This window comes from Shewanella sp. M16 (assembly GCF_018224605.1).
Taxonomy (GTDB): domain Bacteria; phylum Pseudomonadota; class Gammaproteobacteria; order Enterobacterales; family Shewanellaceae; genus Shewanella; species Shewanella oncorhynchi.
Genome location: NZ_JAGTUL010000048.1, coordinates 1 through 24,960, shown reverse-complemented (window position 1 = coordinate 24,960; position 24,960 = coordinate 1). Strand labels below are relative to the sequence as shown.

The 24,960-nt window shown below is 41.5% G+C and carries 21 protein-coding genes and 4 pseudogenes; 15 read left to right on the top strand and 10 right to left on the bottom strand.

All coding sequences use genetic code 11. The features are described from left to right. The first annotated feature begins 30 nt into the window (after nt 1–30). Entirely contained in the window at nt 31–663 is a 633-nt protein-coding gene (locus KFE26_RS21000) for a c-type cytochrome (protein ID WP_212601624.1), read from the top strand. Here KFE26_RS21000 and KFE26_RS20995 read toward each other — a convergent pair. The 3 genes and pseudogenes from KFE26_RS20995 to KFE26_RS20985 form a co-directional block, all read right to left on the bottom strand. Next, nucleotides 652–1,112, bottom strand: a pseudogene (locus KFE26_RS20995) (integrase core domain-containing protein); the annotation flags it as partial. The gene KFE26_RS21000 and the pseudogene KFE26_RS20995 sit on opposite strands and share 12 nt — an antisense overlap. A gap of 70 nt (nt 1,113–1,182) precedes the next feature. Continuing rightward, nucleotides 1,183–2,598 (bottom strand): DEAD/DEAH box helicase, encoded by a 1,416-nt coding sequence (locus KFE26_RS20990; protein WP_212601623.1) that lies wholly within the window; start codon nt 2,596–2,598, stop codon nt 1,183–1,185. A 4-nt stretch (nt 2,599–2,602) separates the two neighbouring features. Further along, a complete protein-coding gene (locus KFE26_RS20985; RefSeq protein ID WP_131525627.1) occupies nt 2,603–3,145 on the bottom strand; it encodes a response regulator in 543 nt (180 codons plus the stop codon). 132 nt (nt 3,146–3,277) lie between these two features. Here KFE26_RS20985 and KFE26_RS20980 point away from each other — a divergent pair, with 132 nt between their 5' ends. Further along, nucleotides 3,278–3,484, top strand: a complete 207-nt coding sequence (locus tag KFE26_RS20980) for a helix-turn-helix domain-containing protein (protein ID WP_131525628.1) — start codon at nt 3,278–3,280, stop codon at nt 3,482–3,484. Between the two features lie 109 nt (nt 3,485–3,593). Here the strand turns inward: KFE26_RS20980 and KFE26_RS24240 are convergent, their stop codons facing one another. After that, nucleotides 3,594–3,722: a hypothetical protein gene (locus tag KFE26_RS24240; RefSeq protein ID WP_006084685.1), complete on the bottom strand. Its 129-nt coding sequence runs from the start codon at nt 3,720–3,722 to the stop codon at nt 3,594–3,596. 534 nt (nt 3,723–4,256) lie between these two features. Here KFE26_RS24240 and KFE26_RS20975 point away from each other — a divergent pair. After that, nucleotides 4,257–6,935 carry a hypothetical protein gene (locus KFE26_RS20975; protein WP_212601622.1) on the top strand — a complete coding sequence of 893 codons (2,679 nt, stop codon included), beginning with the start codon at nt 4,257–4,259 and terminating at the stop codon, nt 6,933–6,935. A gap of 864 nt (nt 6,936–7,799) precedes the next feature. On the opposite strand, the gene KFE26_RS20970 is transcribed toward KFE26_RS20975, so the two are convergent. Together KFE26_RS20970 and KFE26_RS20965 are read right to left on the bottom strand one after the other, a co-directional pair. Continuing rightward, nucleotides 7,800–8,072, bottom strand: coding sequence for a hypothetical protein (locus tag KFE26_RS20970; RefSeq protein WP_131526158.1), 273 nt, complete (start codon nt 8,070–8,072; stop codon nt 7,800–7,802). Nucleotides 8,073–8,428: 356 nt separating this feature from the next. Then, complete coding sequence (locus KFE26_RS20965) at nt 8,429–8,749, bottom strand: hypothetical protein (protein WP_212601620.1); 321 nt, start codon at nt 8,747–8,749, stop codon at nt 8,429–8,431. 142 nt (nt 8,750–8,891) lie between these two features. On the opposite strand from KFE26_RS20965, the gene KFE26_RS20960 reads away from it, so the two are divergent. Further along, on the top strand, nt 8,892–9,809 hold the full coding sequence (locus KFE26_RS20960; protein WP_212601619.1) for an IS5 family transposase: 918 nt from the start codon (nt 8,892–8,894) through the stop codon (nt 9,807–9,809). 34 nt (nt 9,810–9,843) lie between these two features. Here the strand turns inward: KFE26_RS20960 and KFE26_RS20955 are convergent. Next, nucleotides 9,844–10,653, bottom strand: a pseudogene (locus tag KFE26_RS20955) (IS110 family transposase); the annotation flags it as partial. Nucleotides 10,654–11,040: 387 nt separating this feature from the next. Here KFE26_RS20955 and KFE26_RS20950 point away from each other — a divergent pair. From KFE26_RS20950 to KFE26_RS20905, 10 genes and pseudogenes are all read left to right on the top strand, one after another. Then, nucleotides 11,041–11,997 (top strand): MBL fold metallo-hydrolase, encoded by a 957-nt coding sequence (locus KFE26_RS20950; protein ID WP_212601618.1) that lies wholly within the window; start codon nt 11,041–11,043, stop codon nt 11,995–11,997. Continuing rightward, entirely contained in the window at nt 11,987–12,301 is a 315-nt protein-coding gene (locus KFE26_RS20945; protein ID WP_212601617.1) for a hypothetical protein, read from the top strand. Before KFE26_RS20950 ends, KFE26_RS20945 begins: the two co-directional genes overlap by 11 nt. Beyond that, nucleotides 12,289–13,149: a DUF692 domain-containing protein gene (locus tag KFE26_RS20940; protein ID WP_212601616.1), complete on the top strand. Its 861-nt coding sequence runs from the start codon at nt 12,289–12,291 to the stop codon at nt 13,147–13,149. The genes KFE26_RS20945 and KFE26_RS20940 overlap by 13 nt, the downstream gene beginning before the upstream one ends. A gap of 25 nt (nt 13,150–13,174) precedes the next feature. Beyond that, entirely contained in the window at nt 13,175–13,888 is a 714-nt protein-coding gene (locus KFE26_RS20935) for a putative DNA-binding domain-containing protein (RefSeq protein ID WP_212601615.1), read from the top strand. Further along, nucleotides 13,885–14,484: a DoxX family protein gene (locus tag KFE26_RS20930; RefSeq protein ID WP_212601614.1), complete on the top strand. Its 600-nt coding sequence runs from the start codon at nt 13,885–13,887 to the stop codon at nt 14,482–14,484. The genes KFE26_RS20935 and KFE26_RS20930 overlap by 4 nt, the downstream gene beginning before the upstream one ends. Nucleotides 14,485–14,549: 65 nt before the next feature. Next, nucleotides 14,550–16,148 carry a cytochrome ubiquinol oxidase subunit I gene (locus KFE26_RS20925; protein WP_212601613.1) on the top strand — a complete coding sequence of 533 codons (1,599 nt, stop codon included), beginning with the start codon at nt 14,550–14,552 and terminating at the stop codon, nt 16,146–16,148. Then, complete coding sequence (gene cydB, locus KFE26_RS20920) at nt 16,141–17,277, top strand: cytochrome d ubiquinol oxidase subunit II (RefSeq protein WP_212601612.1); 1,137 nt, start codon at nt 16,141–16,143, stop codon at nt 17,275–17,277. Before KFE26_RS20925 ends, cydB begins: the two co-directional genes overlap by 8 nt. Nucleotides 17,278–17,289: 12 nt before the next feature. Continuing rightward, complete coding sequence (gene cydX, locus KFE26_RS20915) at nt 17,290–17,391, top strand: cytochrome bd-I oxidase subunit CydX (RefSeq protein WP_105252350.1); 102 nt, start codon at nt 17,290–17,292, stop codon at nt 17,389–17,391. A 583-nt stretch (nt 17,392–17,974) separates the two neighbouring features. Beyond that, nucleotides 17,975–18,190, top strand: a pseudogene (locus KFE26_RS20910) (IS110 family transposase); the annotation flags it as partial. 68 nt (nt 18,191–18,258) lie between these two features. Further along, nucleotides 18,259–19,195 (top strand): annotated as a pseudogene (locus KFE26_RS20905) (IS3 family transposase); the annotation flags it as partial. Between the two features lie 458 nt (nt 19,196–19,653). On the opposite strand, the gene KFE26_RS20900 reads toward KFE26_RS20905, so the two are convergent. Both KFE26_RS20900 and KFE26_RS20895 read right to left on the bottom strand, forming a co-directional pair. Next, a complete protein-coding gene (locus KFE26_RS20900; protein WP_212601611.1) occupies nt 19,654–20,541 on the bottom strand; it encodes a dihydrodipicolinate synthase family protein in 888 nt (295 codons plus the stop codon). Between the two features lie 11 nt (nt 20,542–20,552). Beyond that, nucleotides 20,553–21,329, bottom strand: coding sequence for an aldolase (locus KFE26_RS20895; protein WP_212601610.1), 777 nt, complete (start codon nt 21,327–21,329; stop codon nt 20,553–20,555). Nucleotides 21,330–21,442: 113 nt separating this feature from the next. Between KFE26_RS20895 and KFE26_RS20890 the strand changes: the two genes are divergently transcribed. Continuing rightward, nucleotides 21,443–22,903, top strand: coding sequence for a PLP-dependent aminotransferase family protein (locus tag KFE26_RS20890; protein WP_212601609.1), 1,461 nt, complete (start codon nt 21,443–21,445; stop codon nt 22,901–22,903). Between the two features lie 1,460 nt (nt 22,904–24,363). Here KFE26_RS20890 and KFE26_RS20885 read toward each other — a convergent pair. Next, entirely contained in the window at nt 24,364–24,810 is a 447-nt protein-coding gene (locus KFE26_RS20885) for a hypothetical protein (RefSeq protein ID WP_212601608.1), read from the bottom strand. Between the last annotated feature and the right edge of the window lie 150 nt (nt 24,811–24,960).

The window sequence follows — 24,960 nt, the reverse complement described above, 5'->3', positions numbered from 1 at the left end:
CGCATGTGCGTATCGCTTAAGGAGAATATAATGAGTAATAATGTATTAATTATATTAGGTTTTGTTTCTGTAGTGATCAATAGTGCTTCAATTGCAGAGCCAGTAATGATTAAGTTACCAGCAGATACCTCGACTTTAAAGTTTTCGACATTACCTGGTTACATCATTGCTGAACAGAAGTGCAATATTTGTCACTCGTCAAACTATATTAGTTATCAACCTCCTGGTATGACTCAAGCACAATGGACGACTGAAATGCATAAGATGCATAAGAACTATGGTGCTCCAATAAATGAACAACAAATTAATAGTTTAGGCGCGTACTTATCAGTTGCTTATGGTTCAGCGAAAATGACAGATGAGAATATCATTGAAGCATCTAAAAAAGTGGTGGAGGTAAATAGCAGTGGTCCAGTAAATGTGCAAACGTTATTAAAGGACAACTCTTGTCTTTCTTGTCACGGTCTGGACCATAGAGTGGTGGGGCCTGGTTATAATGAGGTCGCAGCAAAGTATAAATCTGTGCTAGATGCTAAAAAAATTGTTGCTGAGAATATTAAGAACGGTGGGAGTGGAAGGTGGGGTGCAATACCTATGCCGCCGATGACAGCTTTGAGTGAAACTGAAGCAAAGGCTTTAGCCGAGTTTATATTAAGCCAATAATTGTGTTAGTAGTAGTGGGTAACTTAATTTGGCTACAGCTTTAGGATATAACCTTAATCTTCGCTCTGATTCATTTAGGCTGAATCCTGCATTGTAATGATGTGCCCTGACTTCGTTGTAATAACCAATAATGAAATCAGTCACATCTTGTTTTGCATCAGTAAAACTCTTTTATCCTTGTGTCGGGATCCATTGCGTTTTTAACCTCCTTAAGAAACGTTCCTTTGGGACATTATTCCTGCAGTTCCCCAACGGCTCATGCTCTGGGTTATTTGATATTCCCACAGCTTTTGGTTCAGGGTTTATCTCGTGATTCAAATGCAATTTCCAATGCTTTCACTGTGAACTCAGTATCCGGTGAAAAGGACATCGCCCCACTAAACGGTGTTCGGTTCTACAGCCGCGAATTGTCGTTTGAGTTTGTTAGGGATAACAACATGCTCATTTTGTAGTGGCACACTGAATTTGTCCCAAAGTGTTCGAGAAAAGTGGTTGCCCACCATAATTCAAAAGTTTGGCTTAAAACGGTGAGTCAAAAGTTGAGACAACTTTTTCTCTAAAGCCACCTAAGAGCTCGAATGATAGTGATGCTGGAGTACCTAAAAATTCCCTTGATAAAAGCTCTACAGAATACCGTTGTGTCTGTTTATCGAGGTATTGCCTGCCAATATTCAGAATATTGCTGTTAGTAGGTGGCATCGTTTTCACTGTCACATCATAGTTTTCGAGCTGATCCTGCTTGAGCTTAATTTCTATTGGCTCGTTAAATAGCACAGGTATGTCAGGTATTTCTTCTGCTATACGATTAGCATATTCGACAAGTTTTGGCTCTGCAAAGGTGTATAGCCAAGCTTGCTGGTTAGCCGAATTATTTGTACGTAAAATACGACCTAAAACCTGCCTAAAGTAAAGCTCGGTTTTAACTCTACTAAGGTGGCAGCAGACCTGCAGACGAGGGATATCAGTTCCCTCACTTATCATTCCTACACTCACGATCCAGTTAGTCGTACTATTTATAAATTCATTTATCTTAAGTGAGGGGTCATCTTTTTTGTAGGTAACTATCTGAGCTGTTTCACTAAACTCTGTTTTTAGCATATTAAAGATATATGCGGCGTGCGATATTAATGAAGCGACGATGAGTCCGGCAGCATTAGGATTGGACTGTTTTATCACCCCAAGTTTGTCCGTTGCTAGCGCTAAAGTATGTCGAATTGCTTCATGATTTTTGATGACCGACTGGTATGAGATCGATGAGCATTTAAATAAGTCATCTAAGCAACTGTATGTCTTCGTTTCGTTTTCTTCGTCAGTAACTGAAATGTTGTCATTATCAATCAGTACAATCTGGGGGCTACGACACACACCGTCGGTAACGGCTTCCTTCAGACCATACACATAGTCACATTGAATTTGATTGTCAGGGTCGGTATATCGAGATAAGACAATTGGCGCTTGGTCTGAACGCCAAGGCGTACCAGTTAACGCAAGGGTATACTGTGCTTGAGCTTGTATGTTGAGTAGAATCTCTTCCCCCCATGCGTTCGCATCTTCTAGAGATCTCCCTGCGCAATGATGAATTTCATCAAAGATCACGAGTACGCGATTTCTTTTTAGCAGTTGCCAAAAGTCTTCTTTAAAGGCCAACATCCCTTGGTAAGTATAAGAGCAACCAACTGAACCTATCACGCCATCAAACCGGCAGCTTAGACGACTTGAAAAGGTCTGTTTCATCCCTTGAGATATATTCACTGACGGGGAAAAACACAGTACAAAGTCGATTAAGTCATCCTCAAATAGTTTCGCAGCAACTTCGGCTGCCATAATTGATTTTCCAGCCCCTGGAGTTGCTAAGTAAAGAAAGTGTCTATGTGTACCGTGAAAGTGTTCTAGAGCGCGTTTGACACACTCTGATTGCCATTGTCTAAGTTGCATTCGGTTACTTTTGCTGATGGGTGATAGCAGATTTAATTGCTTTGATTTGGCCAAGTAGTTTTGAGCTTGTTTCGCGAGCCTGCAAGTACTGGGATTCGAGGTGTGCCTTCATATCGGGAAAGGATTGATATAAGCGCATATACTCTTCGGACTCGCCGATGCTCGTAAATAAATCAATTTCGGATTGCTTGAGCCGCTCTTCTAATTGATGAATTGCATTACTTTTTTGCGTGTTTCTTGTTGGCGATTCTGTAGTGGATGTAGATGCCTCTGATTTTTGCAGAATAAAATTTGTTTGAAAGAATTTTGCAGTCTTTTGGTAAGTTGTTTCCTTCGTCTGTTCATCCACATTTTTATCTAAGATACCCTTCTGCACGAGCCTGTGGACCTGACGATAAATGAAATTGTACGTATCACTAAGACTAGGAGCGCTAGTTGAAGCAGCGAGATAGGCGTCTCTCAGGCCCATTATTTGAAAATGGTTGAAGCTCTCGTCCTGGAGAATGTTATGCAATGTCGTGCATATTTTGATTGAAGCTTTAGGCATGACGTTCTCGCAGCAGGCTGTTTAGTGATCGCTCTAAGCGTTATTAGAGCATTGTAAATGTATTGCGGATTATAATCCGTGGCTTTGTAGGCTGGCAACTTTGGATAGTCTTTCTCTTTAACGAGATGAAAAATGAAAGACTTAGCGATCCAATTTGGGGCGAAACTGCGTGCAGAGCGTAAACGGCTTGGTATTTCTCAAGATAAAATGGCGCTATTGGCCGAGATTGACCGCAGTTATGTGGGACGAATAGAGCGTGGCGAGGTAAACATCACGCTCGAAAAGGCTTATCAGTTGGCCGAAGTATTAGGGTGTGATATCAGAGTACTCTTGCCATAAGGGAAGGGCTAATTGATCTCAAATTGCATTTCTAGCGAGGTTTTTTGATTCTGCTCAGTTTACCCTTTGCAGTGTCCGCGAACTTCCGAGTTAGCACTCTAGGTTTATATTAGTCACCTTTTTTGTGCTTGTGTGGTTTTAGGTCGGAGTGTTCTTTCTTTTTTCCCTCGGTAACTCTTTGCCTTTTATCCGGCGTACCATCCTCGTTTGTTCTTTTAGGCCCTGGTTTGATTTGCATAGTTAACTCCTTGTAATTTAAAATTGTGCAAAATTTATTCGCCAATCTAAGTTAACAGTATGCATTTAACTGTCAAAGTCTTTAGGTGTTTGGTCATTACGATTTATCACAGAAAGTAACAGTTGAATTAACTCGCTTTTGCCCCAAAGTGATTTAACTCAAAGACCCAAGAATAGTTTTCTAATAGGCACTTACCCTATAAAAACTAATGTCTAGCCAAATTATCGCCATCACTGCCGAAAACAGCAAACCCATCGCCATGCTAGGCCGACTTAGAACAGGCGTGATTGATGTTTTAGAACATTTTTTATAGCCGCTTAGTTTATAACAAGTGTTGAGCTTCAGGTAACGGAGGGTCATCACCACTGTTCGTAAGAGCAGGAAAAAGAAATTCATTTCTTTGTGAGACAATGTGTTACTTGAAAAAAGGTTTTTTTAACATATAAATTCAGAAATTTACACCGCTAATTGGCTGATACCCTATGCTAGGGTTAACACCCTATTGTTAATAAATTCATTTATATGGTGGTAAAAATGATTAAGGCCAATCCTCTTGGAGTTACAGGTCCAAAAACTACTCAACATGCTGATAGCACAACTCCGAGGCTCTCCTGTAGTCGCATAAGAAATGTAGCAAAATCACCCCAACTGTCTATTGATGAAGTTTTAAAGAAGAAACATTCAGCATCACAAAATATGGTGTCCTGTGCAAGAAACACAATGTTTCCACAGTTATCAATACCAGATGATGTTATATGTACTTTATCTAAGGTACATAATGATGCATATCTAATAAACCCTATTGACGGCAGTGATCCTAAAATACCAACAGGGGAAGTTGTATTCGCTATTCTAGAGGAAGATCCATTAACTGTTTTATGCTTTGAAAAGTATCAAATATACTCAAGAAAAGAGCTACGAGATAGAGCCTGTGGTCCTATTAATTTTGGTCATTCTTCACTTGCTTACCTAAATAACTCGGGAGATATACTCCGTGATTCTAGCCTGTCTATTGAGGAGAAGGCGGCTCGTTGTACAAAACCGGTTTTACTAGCAGGGACTATGTTTTTCCCAAAAACAGATAATCCTTTAAAGGGGGGAGGGAGTTTACTTTCATGGAGTAATGACAGTGGTCATTTCAAACCCACAAACGAACACGCTATAAAAAACCGTATTGGCCCAGTAGAAAATTTATTGCCTCTAGATAAATTTGATCCTTTTCATGAAGAAGAGATGGATGATGCTAAAAATCCACAAGTTGAGGTTAAAGAAAATCATAAAAAAGATGATAAAGATGATAAAGATGATAAAGATGATGAGGGTAATGCTGGTGCAAATATAGGGGGCGCTACGGCACTGTCCAATCAGACTGCCTCGGCGGCAGGAGGTTCTCAAGCTTCTAATGAGGGAAGTTCGAAAGCCGAGGGGGGGGAGCGCTCGACGACTAATAAAGAGCAAAAACATGGTGAAGTTCTCTTCCATGACAAAGAGGCCCTTAAAGGTGAACTAATACCCAATACACTGCACAACTTGCAGTATTTTGAGGAAAAACTTGCATCAGAGAGTCTACTCTCTCCTGAAGAAAACCGCGCTATGATAAGCACTGCACAACATGCATTGTTTTTGCCTGATAAAAGTGAGTATAACCATAGTAAAGAAACACCTGCGGTAAAAGAAATAAGAAATAGTGGACTGAGTCTTCTCTGCCAAGCTTTGGATAAGGGTTATAGAAGCGAAGTTATTTCATTATTAAATGGCCGACTCTATCCTGATGGGAATGACTCTCGGTTCGAGGCTCTATTGGATAGGATGTACTCCGACTATGGCGACAGAGATATAAGTACAATGTCCGCTCTTATGAAGGATATAGTACAACAGGGTTCTAATGGTCATCCTAAATTAAACCTTCTTGGCACCAACGGAAAAGCCAAACACGGTGCACTAGCGACAATCTATCGACACTATCCAAGTCGAGTCTCTAACTCGCTAATACTCTTGGTACCAACTCAGGATAAAAAGCAGCTTTTACAGTCAATCGGCAGCCCATCATTAATGAGTCGCTTGCTTGGCGAAGGCGCGGGTTTGAATAAAAAAATTGAGGGTGATTTAGCAAGAAAGCTTCCAAAGACGACAAAGCCAGTCTCTTCTCCAAAACCCTATGGTCTTACTAAAAACATGGTGGAAAACATCATGCAAAAAGAAGATAAAAGGTTGACGGTTTGGCGTGAAGAAAAGGCACGTAAAGAAAATACGAGAAAGGTTCAAATTGAAGCACTGAAAAGTCACGGGCTATCTTCATCTAAGGCAGAACGGGTGGTAAACGGTATAAGTGGATTAGCAGCGGATGCGCAAACCGAAGCTTTGCGCAATGCCGTGAAAAGCCATGTTAAAGAGCAAGAGCAAAAAGCTGCTCTAGATGCACGTGTCAGGCAACAGGAGCTTGAATATTCATATAGGCGAAAAGCGCAGTATGCAGAGACTGAGCGTCAAGCCTCAATAATAATTGCAGAACAAGAGCAACGCCAAGCGATAGCCACGCAAACTCGCCTTCGTGAGCTTGAAGAGACGCAAGCACAGCGTTCACGCGAAATAGTTCAACAATATGAGTTTAGGCAAGCGCAGAAAAAGGCTCTGCAGCAAAATGCGATTACCAGTGCACAGAGTGTAAACCACAGAAGCGGTGTTGAAAGAGGCTTGTCCGACAATCGTCTTAGCTTTAATCACACTCGATCTATTGCTCAAGATGCAACCAGAGCAATTGGTACTGAAGTGGGCAGCACGTTGTCGCAGCGTTTATCAGCTCAGCAATTAGCCCGAGTGTCTTCTAATGGTGTTGCCAATATCGTCCCACAGCTGCGAGATACGGTTCGCTTTTCTGAGGTTAGAGGATATGACGCTTCAGGAAACTTACTGGGACAAGGCCGACTTCCGTATGGAAGCTTTGCTCAGCTAAGCAATACCAACCATCTTCTTATGGAAGAAACGCGAGGTGTGGCTCAACCAGGTTCAAGTCAAGTTCTCAAGTATGGGAGCTTCCCTGGCCAAATGAAGGTTCACGAAAGTGGTGTGAGAATCCTTCCACCAAGGAATACTGGAGAGCGAGTGCAGCTTGATATAGTGAGGGGTGGTGTGAGAGACAATGCGGTTTACCCGCCTCAAAATATTCACTTTAGTCAGGAGGTCAAAGCACTAAGCCAGCTTTTAGGCTCCTGATATATTGGTTAGTGATCAAGTGATTGCAGTGCCTGTAAGTTGTTCGCTTGCTTGGAAAGTACTAAAATGCACGAGGTTACACTATGGCGTTTTGTAAAATGTGCCAATGTAACCTTCTGCGTTTTCACAACAACAAAATAGCTATCCCTTAAACGCCCAGAGAACACACCATATGTTGCGTCAACATCAACGTCTTGTTCGATTATGATCCTCACCTTAAATTTTGGACACTGAGTTAAACAGTTTTCAATACATAAAGTTATTTGTCTTTCGCTAAATTAGGTAATGACTCTAAGTGATTTCTGTCCAAAAAAGGGTCACATATCTACTTTAAAACAAACAGGCTACACCGATGTTAAACAGGTGGGTCTGGTGATTAGCGATACGACCGGGGAGGTCGAGCATTCAGGGAGGGATTTGCTGCGTGTCGGAGAGTGAACCTATGGCAAGCCTGCGTTAGTGGATATCAGCAAAGAATATGCGTGGTCAGTGTAAACTATGCTAATGCCATTACTCATCTTAAGTGCATTAAATATAACGTATTTTTTTCAAGAAGTGAGTTTGAAACCGATCAAACGTTATTTTGCTAGTACACTTACGGGCAAACTTTATTATCTCATTTTGCTCTTACGGGCAAACACTATTGTCACTACACATTTAGTCTCTAACTTGCAAGAGTAATGAGTTTAAAACCCTGACTGTTTGAACTCATCAAAGCCAATCTTCTAGCTAAATCAGCAGACGGCTGAATCGTATATTGCGTTATATACATTGCCACAGCTTCCCAGTGACACGCCGCCCTTTTATTTCACAAGAAGTAGCCCTATAGGCTCGACAGCAAAATCTGCTGTATATGACTCTTGATTACAAGAATCGAATGTTGCGATCACATAGATGTGAATGAGCATCCATGCCGCCAACAATCACTGTTGCAACAGTGGCAATCTTAACGACCACTGAACTGTTCATCTGGCTAAAAGATATTGCCCCAAAACTAGATAAGTTTGTCGTCAGGTGTACAGGATGAATTGTCATTGTTTCCCTTGTGACACGCCATAAACTCATCCCTGAGGGCTCGACGGCGGCATCCATGCCGCCAACGGCCACAGTTGCCACAATGCCAATCTTTACGACCATTGAACTGTTCATCTGGCTAAAAGCATTTGTCCAATTTCGTGATGACTAACTTTGAATGTGTAAGACCGTTAATGGTTTTTTCCGAATTTCCGCAGATTTTCCCTATGTATGGGTTATTTTATATAAATTGGTTGATTAATAGACTCTTGAGGTGGGGAGAAGGAGATTAAGGCATAGCCCCAAATTTTTATTCAGGCGTCAACGCGATTAAAATGTACAAACATTTTAATCGCATCAGAAATATCTAATGTCACAATAGCTCAATTTTAATGTGAAAAAACTCAAAGAAGAAATAACGAAACCTAACGTACAATTAACTGAGTTATATACTCATTAACCAATTGAAAATTATCACTTTACTTGCTTAGCATGACATCGATTGGCTTGGCGCCATTAAAGGGATGATTATGATTGACCAAGTTCATAAACCCATAGATATTTTCAGGGTTGCTGAATAGTGCATTTAAACCAGCGTGAATATTCAGTATATAGCTAATTCTTTCAATTTGTTCTTGATTGAAACTCACTTGTTTAAAATCAAGGTCGTTATAGTTTTTGGGAGGTGTGAGTAAAGCCTGAACTTGATCCTGATTGCAGCCCCATTCTTCCAAGATTTTCAATGAAGTTCTCATCCCAATCCGAGTAGCACTTGAACCGTTAAAATCAATTTCTTGCATATCAGATCCTCTGTTTTCATCCATCAACTCATTATTTCATAAAACTCGTATCTTCCGCCTAAACTAGGCGTTGTTGAACAAATCAGTGAACTAATTGGTGTTGCCATGATCAGATCTCCTGACTCACCTTCAGGACGGCAACATGGGCAAATCAATACGTAAAATCGTTAATTGGAAGCAATACAACAAAGCGTTAGTGAGCCGTGGCTCGCTCACCTTTTGGGTGGATGAAGCTGCAGTAAACACGTGGTACTGTCATGAGCATCATGGCGGGCGTGGACGCGGGTTTAGCTATAGTGATGTGGCGATTGAAACCGCGTTGATGGTCAAAGGCATCTTTAGTTTATCGTTGTGTGCGCTAGAAGGCTTTCTCAACTCATTATTTACGTTGATGAATGTTCCACTAACATCACCTGATTACACCTCTATCAGTAAACGCGCTAAGACAGTCAATGTTAAGTACCGCAACCCCAGTCGCGGACCGATAACGCATGTTGTTGTCGATGCCACGGGCCTGAAAGTGTTTGGTGAAGGGGAATGGAAAACCCGCAAGCATGGCAGCGAAAAACGCCGCACATGGCGCAAGTTGCACTTAGCCATAGATGCAAGCACTCACGAAGTCGTTGCCGCTGAAGTCAGTCTTGTGTCAGTAGGCGATAATGAAGTACTGCCGACTTTGCTCAATCCTTTACGGCGAAAGATAATGCAGGTATCGGCAGATGGGGCTTATGATACAAAGGGTTGTTATCAATTACTGCGACGTAAAGGCTGCAAAGCTACCATCCCACCACGCTCAAATGCGGGGTTATGGGAAAAGGGGCATCCACGCAATGAAGCCGTAGAAGCACTGAAAACGGGTCAGCTGAAACAATGGAAAATCGATAACGGCTATCACCAGCGCTCTCTAGCAGAGACCGCCATGGGCCGATATAAACAGTTGAATAGTCCAATGCTAAGTTTGCGTGACTACAATGGGCAAGTCGCAGAGGCCTTGGCTGGTGTGAAGGCGATGAACAAAGTCATTAGATTGGGTATGCCCGTTCGCCAGCAAGTTGCTTAATCGGCCAGAAGTCTTGGAACGATTACGTTCTATGAAATGATTTAATCAACAACGCCCCATGAATGAGTAAACACGTAGCTCTGAGCTGCCATTTTTCGTTATCGATCCTAGTCGAACTTTCCCACCTGAACTCAATTGTGATGGCACTAAGCCATACCATGCAGAGAATTGTCGACCGTTTTTAAATTGATGACCCGAACCTAATTCACTCATAAAGCTTGCCGTGACTAATGGCCCAAAGCCAGGGATCGACAGCAAGGCATTATAGCGAGGTTGGATTTGACATAGCGCTTTAATGTCGTGCTCAATTTGATTAATTCTCTCATTTAAAACACATAAATCTTCATACAAAAATTTTAACAAGTGATGAAGCGTATGAGACAGTTCATGTTCATTGTCTGCTAAAACGCGACTAAGTGACGCTTGTAGTTGCAATCTGCCGACAGAGAAGATCACACCAGACTCGCTCGCTAGGCTTTGAATTTGATTGACCATCGCGGTTCGATTCTGAACTAGACGACTACGTACACAACGTAATGCTTTAATGTCTTGTTGCTCAACCGTTTTAACTGGAACCATGTGGATATTAGGTCTGAAAGCAGCTTCGCATATAGCGAGGGCTCAGTTGCACTTGATAACCAAGTGCTTGAAATTGTCTTTCCCAGTAATGCGCTGTCCCACAGGCCTCCATAGCAATAAGGCTACCTTCGGGGAATTGTCTAATTTTATCGAGCAGCTTGTTTCTGTTAACCTTTTTGTTACTCATGATTGAGTTATCCATAAGACAAACACAAACTTGAAAAACATTTTTGGCTAAATCGATACCAATAACTTTAATATCCATGATGGAAACCTCCTGAACTATTTGTCAGCTTCAAGCTTGGCATAATACTGCAAGCTTAGGTGCTGAGGCGTCCATCACATCACTACAGTGATTTTTTCAGACTCATATAGACCTTTTAATTTATTGGCCCTACTGTTTCAAAATTAAGTGTCCGATGGGATTAGACCAGAACACACCCTCCTTGCTGAGTTAATGCTCGATACTTGTCTTTTTGTTCAAATTTATTGAATCATAAGATAAGAATATCAAGATTGCCCTCCAGTGTCCTAAGGCATATCGTCTATCAGTATATTGACCTGAATCAAAAACTTTGCACTTTCTTTGCAAATTTATTTTCGTTTTCGGTTTATAAAACACCATGACAAATAAAATTGAAAGGTAGTCAGCATGAAACAACCACTCAAAGCTTTAGCTATTGCATTTGGCCTATCGTGTACTGCAGCGAGCAGTTACGCAATTTCATTAGAGCCGCTTGATAAAGAGTTTACATTACAAATTCTAGGCTCAGGAGGACCAATCTCTGATGATCTACGATCGTCTTCTGCTGAAGTTATCTGGTGGAAAGGAAGATCTAAGATAATGATTGATGCTGGAGGTGGCGCTTATCTTCGTTTTGGACAATCTAATGCAAAATTGGAAGATTTGGATTTTCTTGGTATTACACATTTTCATACTGATCACGTCGCAGACCTTCCCGCATTGCTTAAAGGTGGTTACTTTTTTAATCGTACCGATCCACTCGATATTGCCGGCCCTGAAGCAGGCTCTGCTTTCCCTAGTCTCTCTAGCTATATGGACGCACTATTTAATAGCAAAGACGGTGCATATGCCTATCTCAATGGCTTATATGATGGGAGCGATGGTTTGTTTCCTGTCACGATAACAGATGTGCCTTATCAAACGACTGTGCGCACTAAGGTATACCAGCAAGATGGTTTAACTATATATGCACTAGGTATTCCGCACGGTGATGTACCTTGTCTTGCATATAGAATTGAAAGTGAAAAGGGAGTCATTGTTATTTCGGCTGACCAAAATGGCAGCAATCCAGCGTTTATCGATTTTGCAAAAAGTGCTGACATATTGATGATGCCGATGGCTGTCCACGAAAGTGCAGATGAAGTATCAGCTTTTATGCACGGGAAACCATCAATTATTGGACAAATTGCAGCGCAAGTTAATCCTAAATTGCTTGTTCTCAACCATTGGATGGGGGTGAGTCTCAAGCACCAATCAGAGTCGATGAAGATAATACAAGAATTATATCACGGTAAAGTTATCGCCAGCCGTGATCTCGCCAGCTATCCAGTAAATTCCGTTAAGGAGATAACCAATGAATTGTAAAATGACTCTCTCTATTGCTATAACATCAGCCATAGTCCTTCACTCTGGAATGACATGGGCAAACCCTAAATGTGATGTTCCAGTTAGTGTACAGGCTACCTCTCAAAATGGCGGAAAATGTGCTGCGGGTAAATGTGGTACCGAAAAACGCTTCGAAAAACAGGATTTGAAAAGTGATCCTCAAGATCGTTTGGTGCGTGCTCGAGATGGAAAGTGTGGCTTAACCGCAGAAGGTATAACGCCATCAACTGAGTCCATTATTCTTGTTAACAGCAAGATTACTGGTGGTGTATGCGGACAATAGCGAGCACTGCAAAAGGCATTGGCCTCCGTAGTGAACATGTAGATCATTTATGCCAATGTCAAAGTTATCCTGAGATTGATTTTCTGGAATTGGCTCCTGAGAATTGGATGAATATCGGAGGTCTCAAACGTGAACAACTACAGGAAATAGCTAAAAGATTTCCCTTAGTGGCTCATGGACTTAGCTTATCAATTGGTGATTGCCAGCCGATAAATAAAGTGTTTGTACAAAAAATTGCAGCCTTTCTCAACGAGTTTAATATTGATATTTATAGTGAACACCTGAGTTTCTCTCGTGATGTTAAGGGTTATTTGTATGAACTGTTGCCAATCCCCCGTTACCAAGAGAATATTGCATATTTAGTTGAACGTATTCAACAAGTTCAAGATATTTTACAACGTCCTCTTATCTTGGAAAATATTTCTTACTATCACGATTACGGTAATGAGATCCCTGAAGGAGAATTTATTGCAGAGATTGCCGCTCGTAGTGGCTGTCAGTTATTAATTGATATTAATAACGTTTATGTCAATAGTCGGAATCATCAAAACTGTCCGTTTGACATGCTAGCTACATTACCCAGTGAGGCTATTTGTTATTACCATATTGCAGGCCACTTAAAGGAACGGGAAGATTTTCTGCTTGATACTCATGGTAAACCGGTGCAAAAGGAAGTTATCGATCTGGCTCGTTATACCTACACTCTTCACGGTAATCGCCCTTTACTGTTAGAGCGTGACCACAATGTTCCTCCGCTGTCGATATTGTCTGAGGAGTTAAGATCTATCCATCTAGATATCGTTAACCCTAAGCCAATTGCCCATTTGGAGATCGCTGCGCATGCTTAAACCGCCTGTGAAAATGAGCCTACAGATGCAAACGTTAACAAAGTCAATTCGCACTCCCTCCTTGCAAAGGGTGTTACCGTGCCGTTATCAAGAGTTCATCCGTAGTAATTTGTACTCAGTTATCACTCACTCTTTTCCGCTGTTTTGCTCGCAGCTAACAGAGTCAACGGTATATACACTAGTTGATGAATGGTTACTCATGCATGGAGCGACAGAGCCAGAGTTTCACCATATCGCGACTGAATTTGTCAAATTTATTCATCAGCGAGCCCTTGATAATCGGGGCTGTCATTTAACAGCAGAACTGATATCGATAATTGAATATGAATGGATCATTTTTAGTACTGAAATTGATGTATCTGAGTTAGTAATACCCAACGTATTGTGGGATGAGGTAGACGCTCGACCAGATACATTCTACATACTACTTAATTCAACATTAAAGTTAGTCAAAGTTCCTTTTTTAATTAATTCCGATTCGGTCACTTTTATGACGAATAAACATCAAACTGCATGTTATGGAGTATTTCGAAATGCATTTCATCAAGTTGTTTCACAAAAGCTGAGAGAAGTTGATATTGCAATTATTCAGATAATACAACACAGCCCTAGACTGACATTTATTCAACTTCAACAACAGATTACTCAACATCTGTCTACATTTCACGTTTTGACCTGGGTTCAAGAGTTTCATCAAAATGGACTCATAGGTCTTTATATATCAGGAGAAACAATATGATTAACGTAGTTATTAATTGGTACGATGCTATAGTCGAAAAATGTAAGAGATTTGATTTTATAGTACTACTTGCCATTCGGCTCTTTCTTGTTCCTGTAATTTTCGTCGGCGCTCAATCTAAGGTTTTAGGGTTTGCTGGTTCTGTTGCCTGGTTTGGTGCTTCTACCGCTGATGGCGGTTTGAACTTGCCATTTCCTGAGTTACTCGCTTTCTTAGCGGCCGCAACAGAAGTGATAGGCTGTCTTTGTATCGCGCTAGGCTTGTTTACACGTATCATGGCGATTCCGATGATTTTACTCATGAGTGTCGCCAGTGCAATGGTTCACTGGAAACATGGTTGGGATGCTATTGCCACTAGCAGTATGGAAGCTACATTACGACTGAATGGATTTATTGAATGGTTAGCAGTGAATTTTCCTGGTCGATATAACTACATTACCGAACTTGGTGATCCTGTGATGCTTAATAACGGAATGGAATTTGCTGCCACTTACTTTGTAATGCTTATGGTGCTTTTCATCTACGGTGGTGGTCGTTACGTTAGCGTGGATTATTGGTTAAAAAAACCTTTCACTCGTACACCTCAAAAAGCTTAACACCTAACTAAGTACACTCATACTTGATTATCTTACTTGCCACCTTGGTGGCGAGAGGGGACTTTATGTTTACAGATGTAGTGGAATTATCACGGTTCCAATTCGCTAGTACAGCCCTTTACCACTTTATTTTTGTCCCTTTAACTATTGGTTTATCATTTTTACTTGCGATCATGGAATCACTCTACGTCATGACCGGTAAAACCGTTTATAAAGACATGACGAGATTTTGGGGGAAATTATTTGGCATTAATTTTGCCGTTGGTGTCGCAACAGGGCTCACGATGGAGTTCCAGTTTGGTACCAATTGGGCGTACTACTCCCATTATGTAGGTGATATTTTCGGGGCTCCACTTGCTATAGAAGCGTTGATTGCATTTTTTCTTGAGTCAACGCTAGTTGGGATGTTTTTCTTTGGTTGGGATAGACTTTCTAAAAGACAACACTTGAGTGTCACTTGGCTTACTGCCCTGGGATCAAATTTCTCTGGGTTATGGATTTTGATGGCAAATGGCTGGATGCAAAATCCAGTTGGAGCTGAATTCAACTATCAAACCATGCGTATGGAAATGACAAACTTTGCAGAAGTTATCTTCAATCCAGTAACTCAGGTTAAATTTGTACATACAGTTGCTGCCGGTTACACCACTGGTGCGCTGTTTATTATGGGCATCAGCGCTTACTACATCTTGAAGAATCGTGATTTGCCATTTGCTCGCCGCTCATTTGCGGTTGCTTGTGCCTTTGGTATGGCTTCCATCACAGCGACTTTGTTGTTGGGTGATGAATCTGGCTACACACTTGGGGAAGTGCAGCAAGTCAAACTCGCGGCTATCGAAGCAGAATGGGATACCGAACAAGCGCCCGCTTCCTTCACTCTATTTGGGGTACCGAATCAAGAAACCATGCATACCGACTATGCGATTAAGATTCCTTATTTGATGGGTATTATCGCGACACGGTCACTTGATGAGCCAGTAGTGGGGTTGAAGGAGCTAATGGCGCGCAGCGAACGGCGTATTAGAAATGGTATGAAAGCGTATGGATTACTGGAAGAGTTACGCAGTGGTAATGATTCGACACAAAACATTGCCGAGTTTAATTTCATCAAACGTGATTTAGGTTACGGCTTGTTACTGAAAAAATATACCGATAACGTTACTAACGCGACTGAAAGCCAGATTAAACAAGCGGCGAAAGACACCATCCCACAAGTAGCTCCGTTGTTTTGGAGTTTTAGAATTATGGTGGTGTGTGGCATTACCATGTTTGCAGTGATCGGTTTTTGCTTCCTTCAAGTGTGTAGACGAAGAATAGGCACACAACCTTGGCTGTTACGCGTCGTTCTACTTGCGATTCCACTACCTTGGATAGCCAGTGAAGCAGGCTGGTTTGTGGCTGAATTTGGTCGTCAACCGTGGGCAATTGGTGAAGTTCTTCCCGTTAATATGGCTGTTTCTAACTTATCACTGAGCGATCTTTGGATCTCACTTGGTTCTGTATATCTATTTTACACCCTATTCTTAGGGGCTGAAATGTACCTAATGGTGAAGTTTGCACGACGTGGCCCAAGTGCACTTCATACAGGACGTTATCACTTTGAAGTACAAAATTTTCATTCAACGTTACTCAAAGCGCAACACGAAGGAAAATATGATGTTTGATTACGAAACCGCACGACTGCTCACTTGGGCAATCATAGGCATTTTGTTGATTGGTTTTACCATTACCGATGGGTTTGATATGGGCGTGGCTGCATTACTGCCTATTTTAGGGCGTAAAGATGTCGAGCGGCGAGTTATGATCAACAGTATTGCTCCTCATTGGGATGGTAACCAAGTGTGGCTGATTACGGCAGGAGGCGCAATTTTCGCTATTTGGCCACTCGTCTACGCCACGGCATTTTCAAGCTTTTATCTGGCGATGATACTACTACTTACTGCATTATGGCTGCGTCCCATTGGCATGGATTATCGAGCAAAAATTGATAATCCATCATGGCGTAAGGCTTGTGATAGTGCACTTGTCTTGAGTGGTATAGTGCCTCCACTAATCTTTGGGATTGGTTTTGGTAATTTATTAGTTGGAGTGCCGTTTAAGCTTAATAATCTACTTATGCTCGATTACCAAGGGAGTTTTTGGGGTCTTCTGACACCTTTACCACTGATTTGTGGTTTAGTAAGTCTTGCGATGGTTGTCACCCAAGGTGCTGTGTTTTTGCAACTTAAAACTGCCGATGCCCTACGTCTACGCGCGCATAAAGTTGCTATCATTAGTGGTATTATCACATTATTATTATTCCTAGTTGGTGGTATTTTTGCTGCTAAAACATCTGGTTATCTAATTGTTAGCCCAATAGTGACCAATGCAGCTTCAAATCCATTAAATAAGGAAGTGATCAGTGCAGCACACCATTTATTGCATAACTATTTTGAACACCCTTTATTGTGGCTCATCCCATGTGCAGGTATTACTTGCTTATTAGCATCAATTTGGGCAAGCAAAAAATACGCTTCTGGTAAGGCATTCTTATTTTCTAGTACTGCGATAGCATGCATTATATTGACGGCAGGTGTTGCCCTATTCCCGATGGTCATGCCTTCAAGTTTAGTCCCTTCGCATAGCTTGACCATTTGGGATGCCACATCAAGCCATAAAACACTTAATATCATTACGGTTGTTACCATTATCATGTTGCCCGTTATCCTCAGTTACACTATTTGGTGTTATTACAAAATGTTTGGTCGTTTAGATGAAAACTATATTCGAAACAATTGCTCATCGCTGTATTAAAGGAGATAATTAATGTGGTATTTCTGTTGGGTTCTTGGAGTCTTATTGGCTTGCGCCTTCGGCATTATTAATGGTTTGTGGCTAGAGCATTCTGAACATTTCGAAGAACAATGAACAAATAGCGGAGCTAAATCGCTGTTTCAACCCAAACGTGCATACAGATTTCTAAAAAAGGGGGGGCTTTGCAGCTATTTTGTTAGCGAATGAGGCGACAACATCGTCTAGTTAACTTAACAAAGCTATGGTTATGCTAAAGTACAATTTAAGGATAATAATGGAAATAGTACAATTTATAACAACCAAAATAGATAATATTCTTTATAATTAAAAGCCAACTAGAGCTATTCCTTTAACTTTAAACTTCATTTAAGGGATAGCTATTTTATTAAATGCTTTGCTTTACTTAAATGTGTTGGGAAAGATAACTGAGTCACAACTATTGCCTATGCGTTAAAACCAGGAAAATGTAATTTTTTATGTATTTTATTACTGTCTAGTTACTGTCTAGTTACTGTCTAGTTACTGTCTAGTTACTGTCTAGTTACTGTCTAGTTACTGTCTAGTTACTGTCTAGTTACTGTCTAGTTACTGTCTAGTTACTGTCTAGTTACTGTCGTGATGTGATTGACGCCTCAGCACCTAAGCTTACAGTGTTATGCTAAGCTTGAAGCTGACAAATAGTTCGGGAGGTTTTATCATGGATATTAAAATTATTGGTATCGATTTAGCCATAAATATTTTTTAAGTTTGTGTTTGTCTTATGGATAACTCAATCATGAGTAACAAATATGTTAACAGAAAAAAGCTGCTCGATAAAATTAAACAACTCCCCGAAGGTAGCCTTATTATTATGGCGGCCTTTGGAACAGCGCATTACTGGGGAAGAAAATTTCAAGCACTTGGTTATCAAGTACTGTTCTGGTCTAATCCCATCGGACGCTTAATTTTGAGACAGTATGGTCAATAAATTAAGAAGTCTATATGAGTCTGAAGAAATCACATAGGAGTTATCCGCAGGCATTTAAAGATAAAGCCGTCTTGATGGTGCTAGAACAAGGTTATAGCGTTGCCGATGCGGCAAAGTCTCTTGGAGTTAGCACGAGCCTGCTTTACAACTGGAAGGGAAAACACCAAGCCCTGCAACAAGGTATCACCTTAGAAGAGTCTGAGCGTGATGAGTTGAAGCGATTGCGAAGTCTATAGAGAAAACAAAGAATTGCGTATGGAGAAAGAAATTCTAAAAATACCCAAGGGGCACGCCGAGGCCACTACACAGCGCCTTCTTTGCGAGAGAAATGAAGTAAGATTTCGTTTCATCAAACTGCAATCTCACCTGTTTCCCATAGCACTGTTATGTCGAGTAATGAGTGTCAGTAAGTCAGGCTATTACGATTGGCATAAACGCCCTGCAAACGTGATCAGCCTTGAAACACTGAAGCTTTATCGCCTTGTTCGACAGCTATTTAAGCAAAGTCGAGGCAGCTTAGGGAATCGTGAAATGGTGAAGGCATTGCGCAAGAAAGGCTACCCAGGTTGGTCGCTATCTCGTTCGTAAAATTATGCACCGCCTTCGACTAAAAGTAGCCCAGTGACGCGCTTACAAGGTGACGACACAGCGAAAACACTCAGATACAGTGGATGATAACCTATTAAACATGAACTTTAATCCAGTATCGGCTAATCAGGTTTGGGCGGGTGACGTGACCTATTTAAAGAGGGGGTGAAGGCTGGATGCATTTGGCTGTGGTGATGGATTTATATTCACGCCGGATTGTGGGATGGTACATCGACAAACGCATGACCACGGATTTGATATCTAAGGCATTAATGAAACCCCTACAACCTGGGCAAACCGGCCAGAGGGTTGGTATTTCACAGTGACCGAGGCTCGCAATATACCAGTAAGCAATTCGGTAGGCGCTGTTGAATAAATCCGTGAACTATTTGGCGTTGCCGTGATTGCCGTTGAATATTTAAATATTATTGTCGGGCAAAGTCACTAAAAGTGAAAAGAAAAATGTATCAATGTCTAGGCAGGAATTCATGAGAAGGACCGAATCGACCTTGGCGGGTGTTAAGCTTTGGTCCATGACTAAGTTGGGACAAATGGACACGGCAGAAATGATGACGCCATGGGACCAATTTTATTCTTTAGCGGCATAGTCGTATCTGAGGGCTCTTACGCTCTCAAATTATAGCTGCAAGCACTCTGTTTGCGACAGAACCAGTAACATCTACTAATAGCTCAAACTATTTTCATTTATTTTTAATTTTGTTCTGACCCCATTTATTACATTTATTATTTACGAAAAAAGCCATGGCGCTAAATTTATTTAGCGCCATTTTAGAGATCCAAAATCCAAGCGAACTTTTGGATTAAGAAAGGTGGTCTAACTCTAATAACATCTTTTTAAGTTGCTCTTGTGTTGCGTTAGCTAAAGGCAGTAATGGCTTACGTGGGCCACCAACGTCTCTCCCTTGCAGCGCAAAACCCGATTTAACTGCGGCAGCCAAGCCAGATTTAACGATGAATTCTAAAAAATCATACTGTTGATAAAACAGTGCTTTGGCTTTTTCGTTATTGCCACTTCTCACAGCCTCAAGTAATTGTTTGGGTTTATCGCCAATTAAACAGGGCGCGGCGGTACACCAGCCTATAGCTCCAGCGTTAAGAGCTTCCAGAGCCATGTGATTACAGCCGTTAAAAAATGGCACAGAGCCAGCTGAGAGTTGATAAATTTTATGCATCCGCTGTATATCACCGGTGCTTTCTTTAATCATGGTTGCATTTTTGATCTTATCGATCATTTTCAGCATAAATTGGGGTGACATATCAACACCACAGGTCGCTGGATTGTTATAGATCATGATTGGTAGCGGGGTTGCATCGGACACACTTTGATAATGTAAAAAAACTTCGTCTTCGCTTAATTTATAATACGAAAATGGTGAAAGCATAATGACATCGGCGCCAATAGCATAAGCGTGCTTGGCGCGTTGCACTGCTTGCTCAGTTGTGAGTTCGGCAATACCAATCACCACAGGCACTCGAGCGGCGACATGTTTAACCGTAAAACTGGCTACATTTTCCCATTCCTCTTTGCTCAAATAGGCAGCTTCCCCAGCACTGCCTAAAGCCGCAATGGCATCAACCTGAGCATTAAGCAATGTATCGATAACGATCCCTAACTTAGTAAAGTCAATCGTTTGGTTGTCATGGTGAAAAGGGGTAATTGGATAACCTATAATTCCTGCTAACTTCATTTTTATGCTCCTTAAATACAGTTGGTGTGATGTTTTAAAGCCTGTCTTGCGTAGTAGTCAAAATTGACTTTATTTCGTTTATCGGTTGAAACCCAGTCATGTGCTTCTTGGGCTAAGTGCTGTGGCAGCGGTTTAATCTCGCCAGCCGCCATCGCTAATAATTGCAATTTTGCGGCGCGCTCAATCAAGATCGCTAGATTGCAGGCTTCTTCAATATTTTTGCCTACCACCAGCTGCCCGTGATGGGCGAGAAATACCGCCCGATTGTTACCTAGCGCTTTTGAAATGAGTATGCCTTCTTCGTTCCCCACAGGTACCCCAAGCCAATCAGGCACAAAAGAGCAATCGTTGTATAAACCACAGGTATCCATTTGCGAGATGATCAAAGGCACGGCTAGCATTGATAACGCGGCAATATGGGTGGGATGGGTATGAATGATGCAGTTTACATCTGGATGTTCTTGATAGATCCAAGTATGAAAACGGTTAGCCGGGTTGGCCATACCAACGCCCGCCAAAGGTTTAAGGTCTTGATCAACTTCAATTAAGTTTTCAGCAGTCACTTCATCAAACCCTAAACCAAACCTTTGGGTTAAAAAGGTGTTTTTGGCGGCTGTCCGGCTGGTAATTTGCCCAGCCAATCCAGCGTCGTGGCCTTTATCGAATAAGATTCGGCAGGTTAACGCTAGTTTTTCACGCTCGGATAACAGGCTGTCTTGAATCAGCATGTGCATATCTTGCTGCGCATTTTGCATCAGTGTTTCTTTTGTCGTATTGGATGTCTTCATCTGAGCTCTCTTCTGCTATTTGCTTTGACAATGGCAATACGATAGCGATAGTCTGGATTGAAAATAAGAGCCAGAAATGTAAACTTTAGGGGTCCAGAAGTGCGTGATTATCTATGTTAAGAGCTTGGGACATTCAGTTTTTACTTGCAGACAGTGTTGGTAAGACACTGCATGCGAAGTTATTGAACCGTATCACCACAGACATACAAAATGGACGATTAACACCAGGTTGTTTGTTACCCGGTTCACGTTCCTTAGCTGAGCAATTAGGAATAAACCGAAAAACTGTACAGCAAGTATATGAAGAACTTGAAGTACAAGGTTTGTTGAAAAGTAAACTGAGAAGCGGGACCTTTGTATCTGAAATATTGCCAGAGCAAAACTTGTCTGCGGCAGATGCTTCTTTGATTAACCTGGTCCAAAAAACAAAACCATCGTCTAAATTGGTGAAAAATTTATACTCAGATGCGCTGGCTTTGGCCGATTGTATTGCAATAACCAATGACGGTACCCCTGATGTGCGGCTCATTCCGTACGATTTATTAGCTCGAACCTACCGACGCGTCTGCGTAAATTTAAGTCGGCATGCTAAACTTGGTTACGGCGATCCACGTGGTGCCATTGAACTGCGAAGCTCAATCCAAAAAATGTTGGCTAGCGACCGGTTTATGCATTGCTCTGTACAAGAAATATGTGTAGTTCGCGGCAGTCAAATGGGGATTTATTTAGCGTCTAGAATAATAGATCCGAAAAAAGGCGCCATTATCATTGAAGAGTTATGCTACTTACCTGCGCAAGCCGCGTTCGAAGCCAATGGGTTTACCGTCATAAAATGTCGATTAGATGAACAAGGGCTCGATATCACCTACTTACGAGAAATACTAGCCTCTCATGAGGTATCGGGTGTTTATGTCACACCGCATCATCAATACCCTACCACTGTCTGTTTACCCATGCACCGACGGTTAGCTTTATTAGATTTATCTAAATTTTATCAATTTTCCATTATTGAAGATGATTATGACCATGAATTTCATTATGAAACCCATCCAATACCACCATTAGCCAGCCTACCGAATTCTGAAAATGTCATTCATATTGGCTCTATGTCGAAGGTATTGGCCCCAGGGATTAGGCTAGGTTACCTAGTTTCAGGAACTCAGTTTATTGAAAGAGCCGCACAAGAAATAGTCCTGATAGATAGGCAAGGGAATACCATAACGGAACATGTCATCGCTGACTTAATGGAGTCGGGGGAAATAAAGCGTCATATCAGAAAAGTCCGGCGAGAATATAAAGACCGAAGAAACCATGCCGCACAAGAATTTATCCGGTTCTTCGGCAATAACGTATCGTTCGCCTTACCTACCGGTGGTTTAGCTATTTGGGTTGATATCTCTCAACTAGTGGAAGGTAGCGACCTCTCTGGCTTGCAGAATAGCGACTCAATACTAAACACTTATTTTGCTGGTGATCAAAAGACAGCAACGCACATTCGCTTTGGCTTTGGCGCCCTTAATCTTGATGAAATAACGAAAGTGATTAAAAAATTATCGCAGCATTTAATCGGATAAAGAGTTGTTTTCAGCATGAAAATAAGTTTTTTTGTTTTAAATTAGTGGCTTAATGATTCAATAAGGGCAATAGTTAATGGATGTAGACTTCATCAGCATGTAAATTTTTTTACTGACGGGTGTATTCAGTGAATCTGGTGAATAACTTGATATAGTGCTAAGCATGGTTTTTTATGCACACAGTGATGGCTGCAAAAGGTGATTGAGAACAGTGGATCATCATCGGCATCTGTTGCAAACCTTGGATGAAATGGTGTAGCTGCATCAAGTGCAGAGTTATGAGGCACCTTTATAGCACGAGTAGCATTCGCAATAATTGGCAGCGCTGCAACTGTGCTGCGCGTATTATCACGCCAGCAGGGTTCAGACTGGTGTTAAGGTTGCGAATTAAAAAAATAGGTCATGGCTGCTGGGGTATAAGTAATATAACCGCGAATTCAGCGTCGCTCAGGCATTTACTGATGTTTGTGGGTGAAGCCGGCATTGATCGGGCAGATATAGGCGTGTTGTGCAACGATGGCGAGTGAAAATACCGCACGTTTCCTTTGCCTTGGTTGTTACTGGTTTGTTGTAAGCCCCTAGAGGGTTTGCCCCATTATGGCTCAGCAATGCTTCGATGCGGCCTAGATAGCCTCAAAAAGTTGGGAGCACTCTAGCCCATGAGCAGTAGGGCTACAGGCAAGTCGTTGCATCAACCCTAGTGGAGGATGCAATGGCGTGAATTTGTTGCTTAGTGTTAAGTTGAGGCGGTCGGTGAATCGGGTGAAAGCTAAGGTTTTAAACGGTTTTTGACGATTTTAGGTGAATTGCTTCTGTCTAGGACTAGGCTCATTTTAACCGAGTGCCAGGCTCGCTCTCTTGACCTGTATTAGCCGCTCCTAATGTATCGAGGTGGAGCTATGATCATGTGCAATTATGATGAATTTAGACTTTCAGACGGGCGGATATTGGACCTCGCCTATACCCAAGGTTTGAATGAAACCGAATGCTACACCTTAAGAGGGTGAAAATCGATATCGACCCGCTATAGATGCGACTCATTATCATCACTGGTCCTTCCGGCTGGCTTGTAGTGTAGTGTCGTGGTAACTCTGGCATATGGCATATGGCATATGAAAGTATTGATTGAGTTTATCTTTCGTCGCATCGAAACCAAATTTTGGCTTTGTTTCCTAATAGTGAAATCCAAAGTTTGTCGGGTTTAAATCAAAATAATATTCTGATTACAGATAAACGACTGACGATTAAACAAGGGTTTTAAGCGCCATACTGGCGCTCAGGAAGCACTCTGTAGTTATTTGTACTTTTAGGAACAAAGCTCCAAATTTTTCTTCGAAGGACCGTTGGCTATCAGCTTTTAATTGTTTTAGCTTAGGTAAGTCTTCCTTAGTCAAGTCAAGAGGAGTCGTCAAATATTTCAGCCCAATAAGGTGACCTGATTCAATTTGTGAACGCTCTGCTTAATTTTTTGCGAACCGAGCATCCTTGATTTCAGCAGCACCAACTGTTGGTATTGAACTTGGTTTAACATGTTCCCCAGACAGCTTAAGTTGTTGATGCTTTGCAGCAACTTGTCTAAAGCTAGCATAGGAATAGTCATTGATTGTTCTTTGCTTTGTTTCTGCATCTTCAAACGACCTTGGATGGACAAACCAACTCAAAAATGAAACGCCACCCTCTTTGTGCTTCTGTTCCATAGGATTCGCAATAATATCATCGAGATTATTGACCTTATTGGTTGGATCGACTTGAGTAAAAAAGCTTTTGCTACGATGAGTAACTTGTGTTGGAGCCTTAACATATGCATCCATCCAGCGAGTATCATAGCCTGACGACAACGTGCTCTCTTTTTTGATAAATTCTGGAACCGATTGGTTCGCACGATACGCATCTCTCAATTCTTTCAATTGAGCTCTTGCCGTCTCTTTTGATGTTCAGCCATCACGACATTTTATAATAATCAAAATTATGAAAAGACATGTTGAATTGAGTGTAAATCATTGAGGATTAAAAGCTGTATCTTATGAACATCTGACGCTGCCGACGAGGTGAAAAGC

Coding starts and splice junctions, on each gene's coding strand:
- KFE26_RS20965 (WP_212601620.1), bottom strand. CDS start 8,749: ATGCAAGAAATTGATTTTAACGGTTCAAGTGCTACTCGGATTGGGATG.
- KFE26_RS20980 (WP_131525628.1), top strand. CDS start 3,278: ATGAAAGACTTAGCGATCCAATTTGGGGCGAAACTGCGTGCAGAGCGT.
- KFE26_RS20940 (WP_212601616.1), top strand. CDS start 12,289: ATGCGGACAATAGCGAGCACTGCAAAAGGCATTGGCCTCCGTAGTGAA.
- cydX (WP_105252350.1), top strand. CDS start 17,290: ATGTGGTATTTCTGTTGGGTTCTTGGAGTCTTATTGGCTTGCGCCTTC.
- KFE26_RS20895 (WP_212601610.1), bottom strand. CDS start 21,329: ATGAAGACATCCAATACGACAAAAGAAACACTGATGCAAAATGCGCAG.
- KFE26_RS20890 (WP_212601609.1), top strand. CDS start 21,443: ATGTTAAGAGCTTGGGACATTCAGTTTTTACTTGCAGACAGTGTTGGT.
- KFE26_RS20960 (WP_212601619.1), top strand. CDS start 8,892: ATGGGCAAATCAATACGTAAAATCGTTAATTGGAAGCAATACAACAAA.
- KFE26_RS24240 (WP_006084685.1), bottom strand. CDS start 3,722: ATGCAAATCAAACCAGGGCCTAAAAGAACAAACGAGGATGGTACGCCG.
- KFE26_RS20970 (WP_131526158.1), bottom strand. CDS start 8,072: ATGGTCGTAAAGATTGGCATTGTGGCAACTGTGGCCGTTGGCGGCATG.
- KFE26_RS20925 (WP_212601613.1), top strand. CDS start 14,550: ATGTTTACAGATGTAGTGGAATTATCACGGTTCCAATTCGCTAGTACA.
- KFE26_RS20935 (WP_212601615.1), top strand. CDS start 13,175: ATGCAAACGTTAACAAAGTCAATTCGCACTCCCTCCTTGCAAAGGGTG.
- KFE26_RS20930 (WP_212601614.1), top strand. CDS start 13,885: ATGATTAACGTAGTTATTAATTGGTACGATGCTATAGTCGAAAAATGT.
- KFE26_RS20945 (WP_212601617.1), top strand. CDS start 11,987: ATGAATTGTAAAATGACTCTCTCTATTGCTATAACATCAGCCATAGTC.
- KFE26_RS20985 (WP_131525627.1), bottom strand. CDS start 3,145: ATGCCTAAAGCTTCAATCAAAATATGCACGACATTGCATAACATTCTC.
- KFE26_RS20900 (WP_212601611.1), bottom strand. CDS start 20,541: ATGAAGTTAGCAGGAATTATAGGTTATCCAATTACCCCTTTTCACCAT.
- KFE26_RS20950 (WP_212601618.1), top strand. CDS start 11,041: ATGAAACAACCACTCAAAGCTTTAGCTATTGCATTTGGCCTATCGTGT.
- KFE26_RS21000 (WP_212601624.1), top strand. CDS start 31: ATGAGTAATAATGTATTAATTATATTAGGTTTTGTTTCTGTAGTGATC.
- cydB (WP_212601612.1), top strand. CDS start 16,141: ATGTTTGATTACGAAACCGCACGACTGCTCACTTGGGCAATCATAGGC.
- KFE26_RS20975 (WP_212601622.1), top strand. CDS start 4,257: ATGATTAAGGCCAATCCTCTTGGAGTTACAGGTCCAAAAACTACTCAA.
- KFE26_RS20990 (WP_212601623.1), bottom strand. CDS start 2,598: ATGCAACTTAGACAATGGCAATCAGAGTGTGTCAAACGCGCTCTAGAA.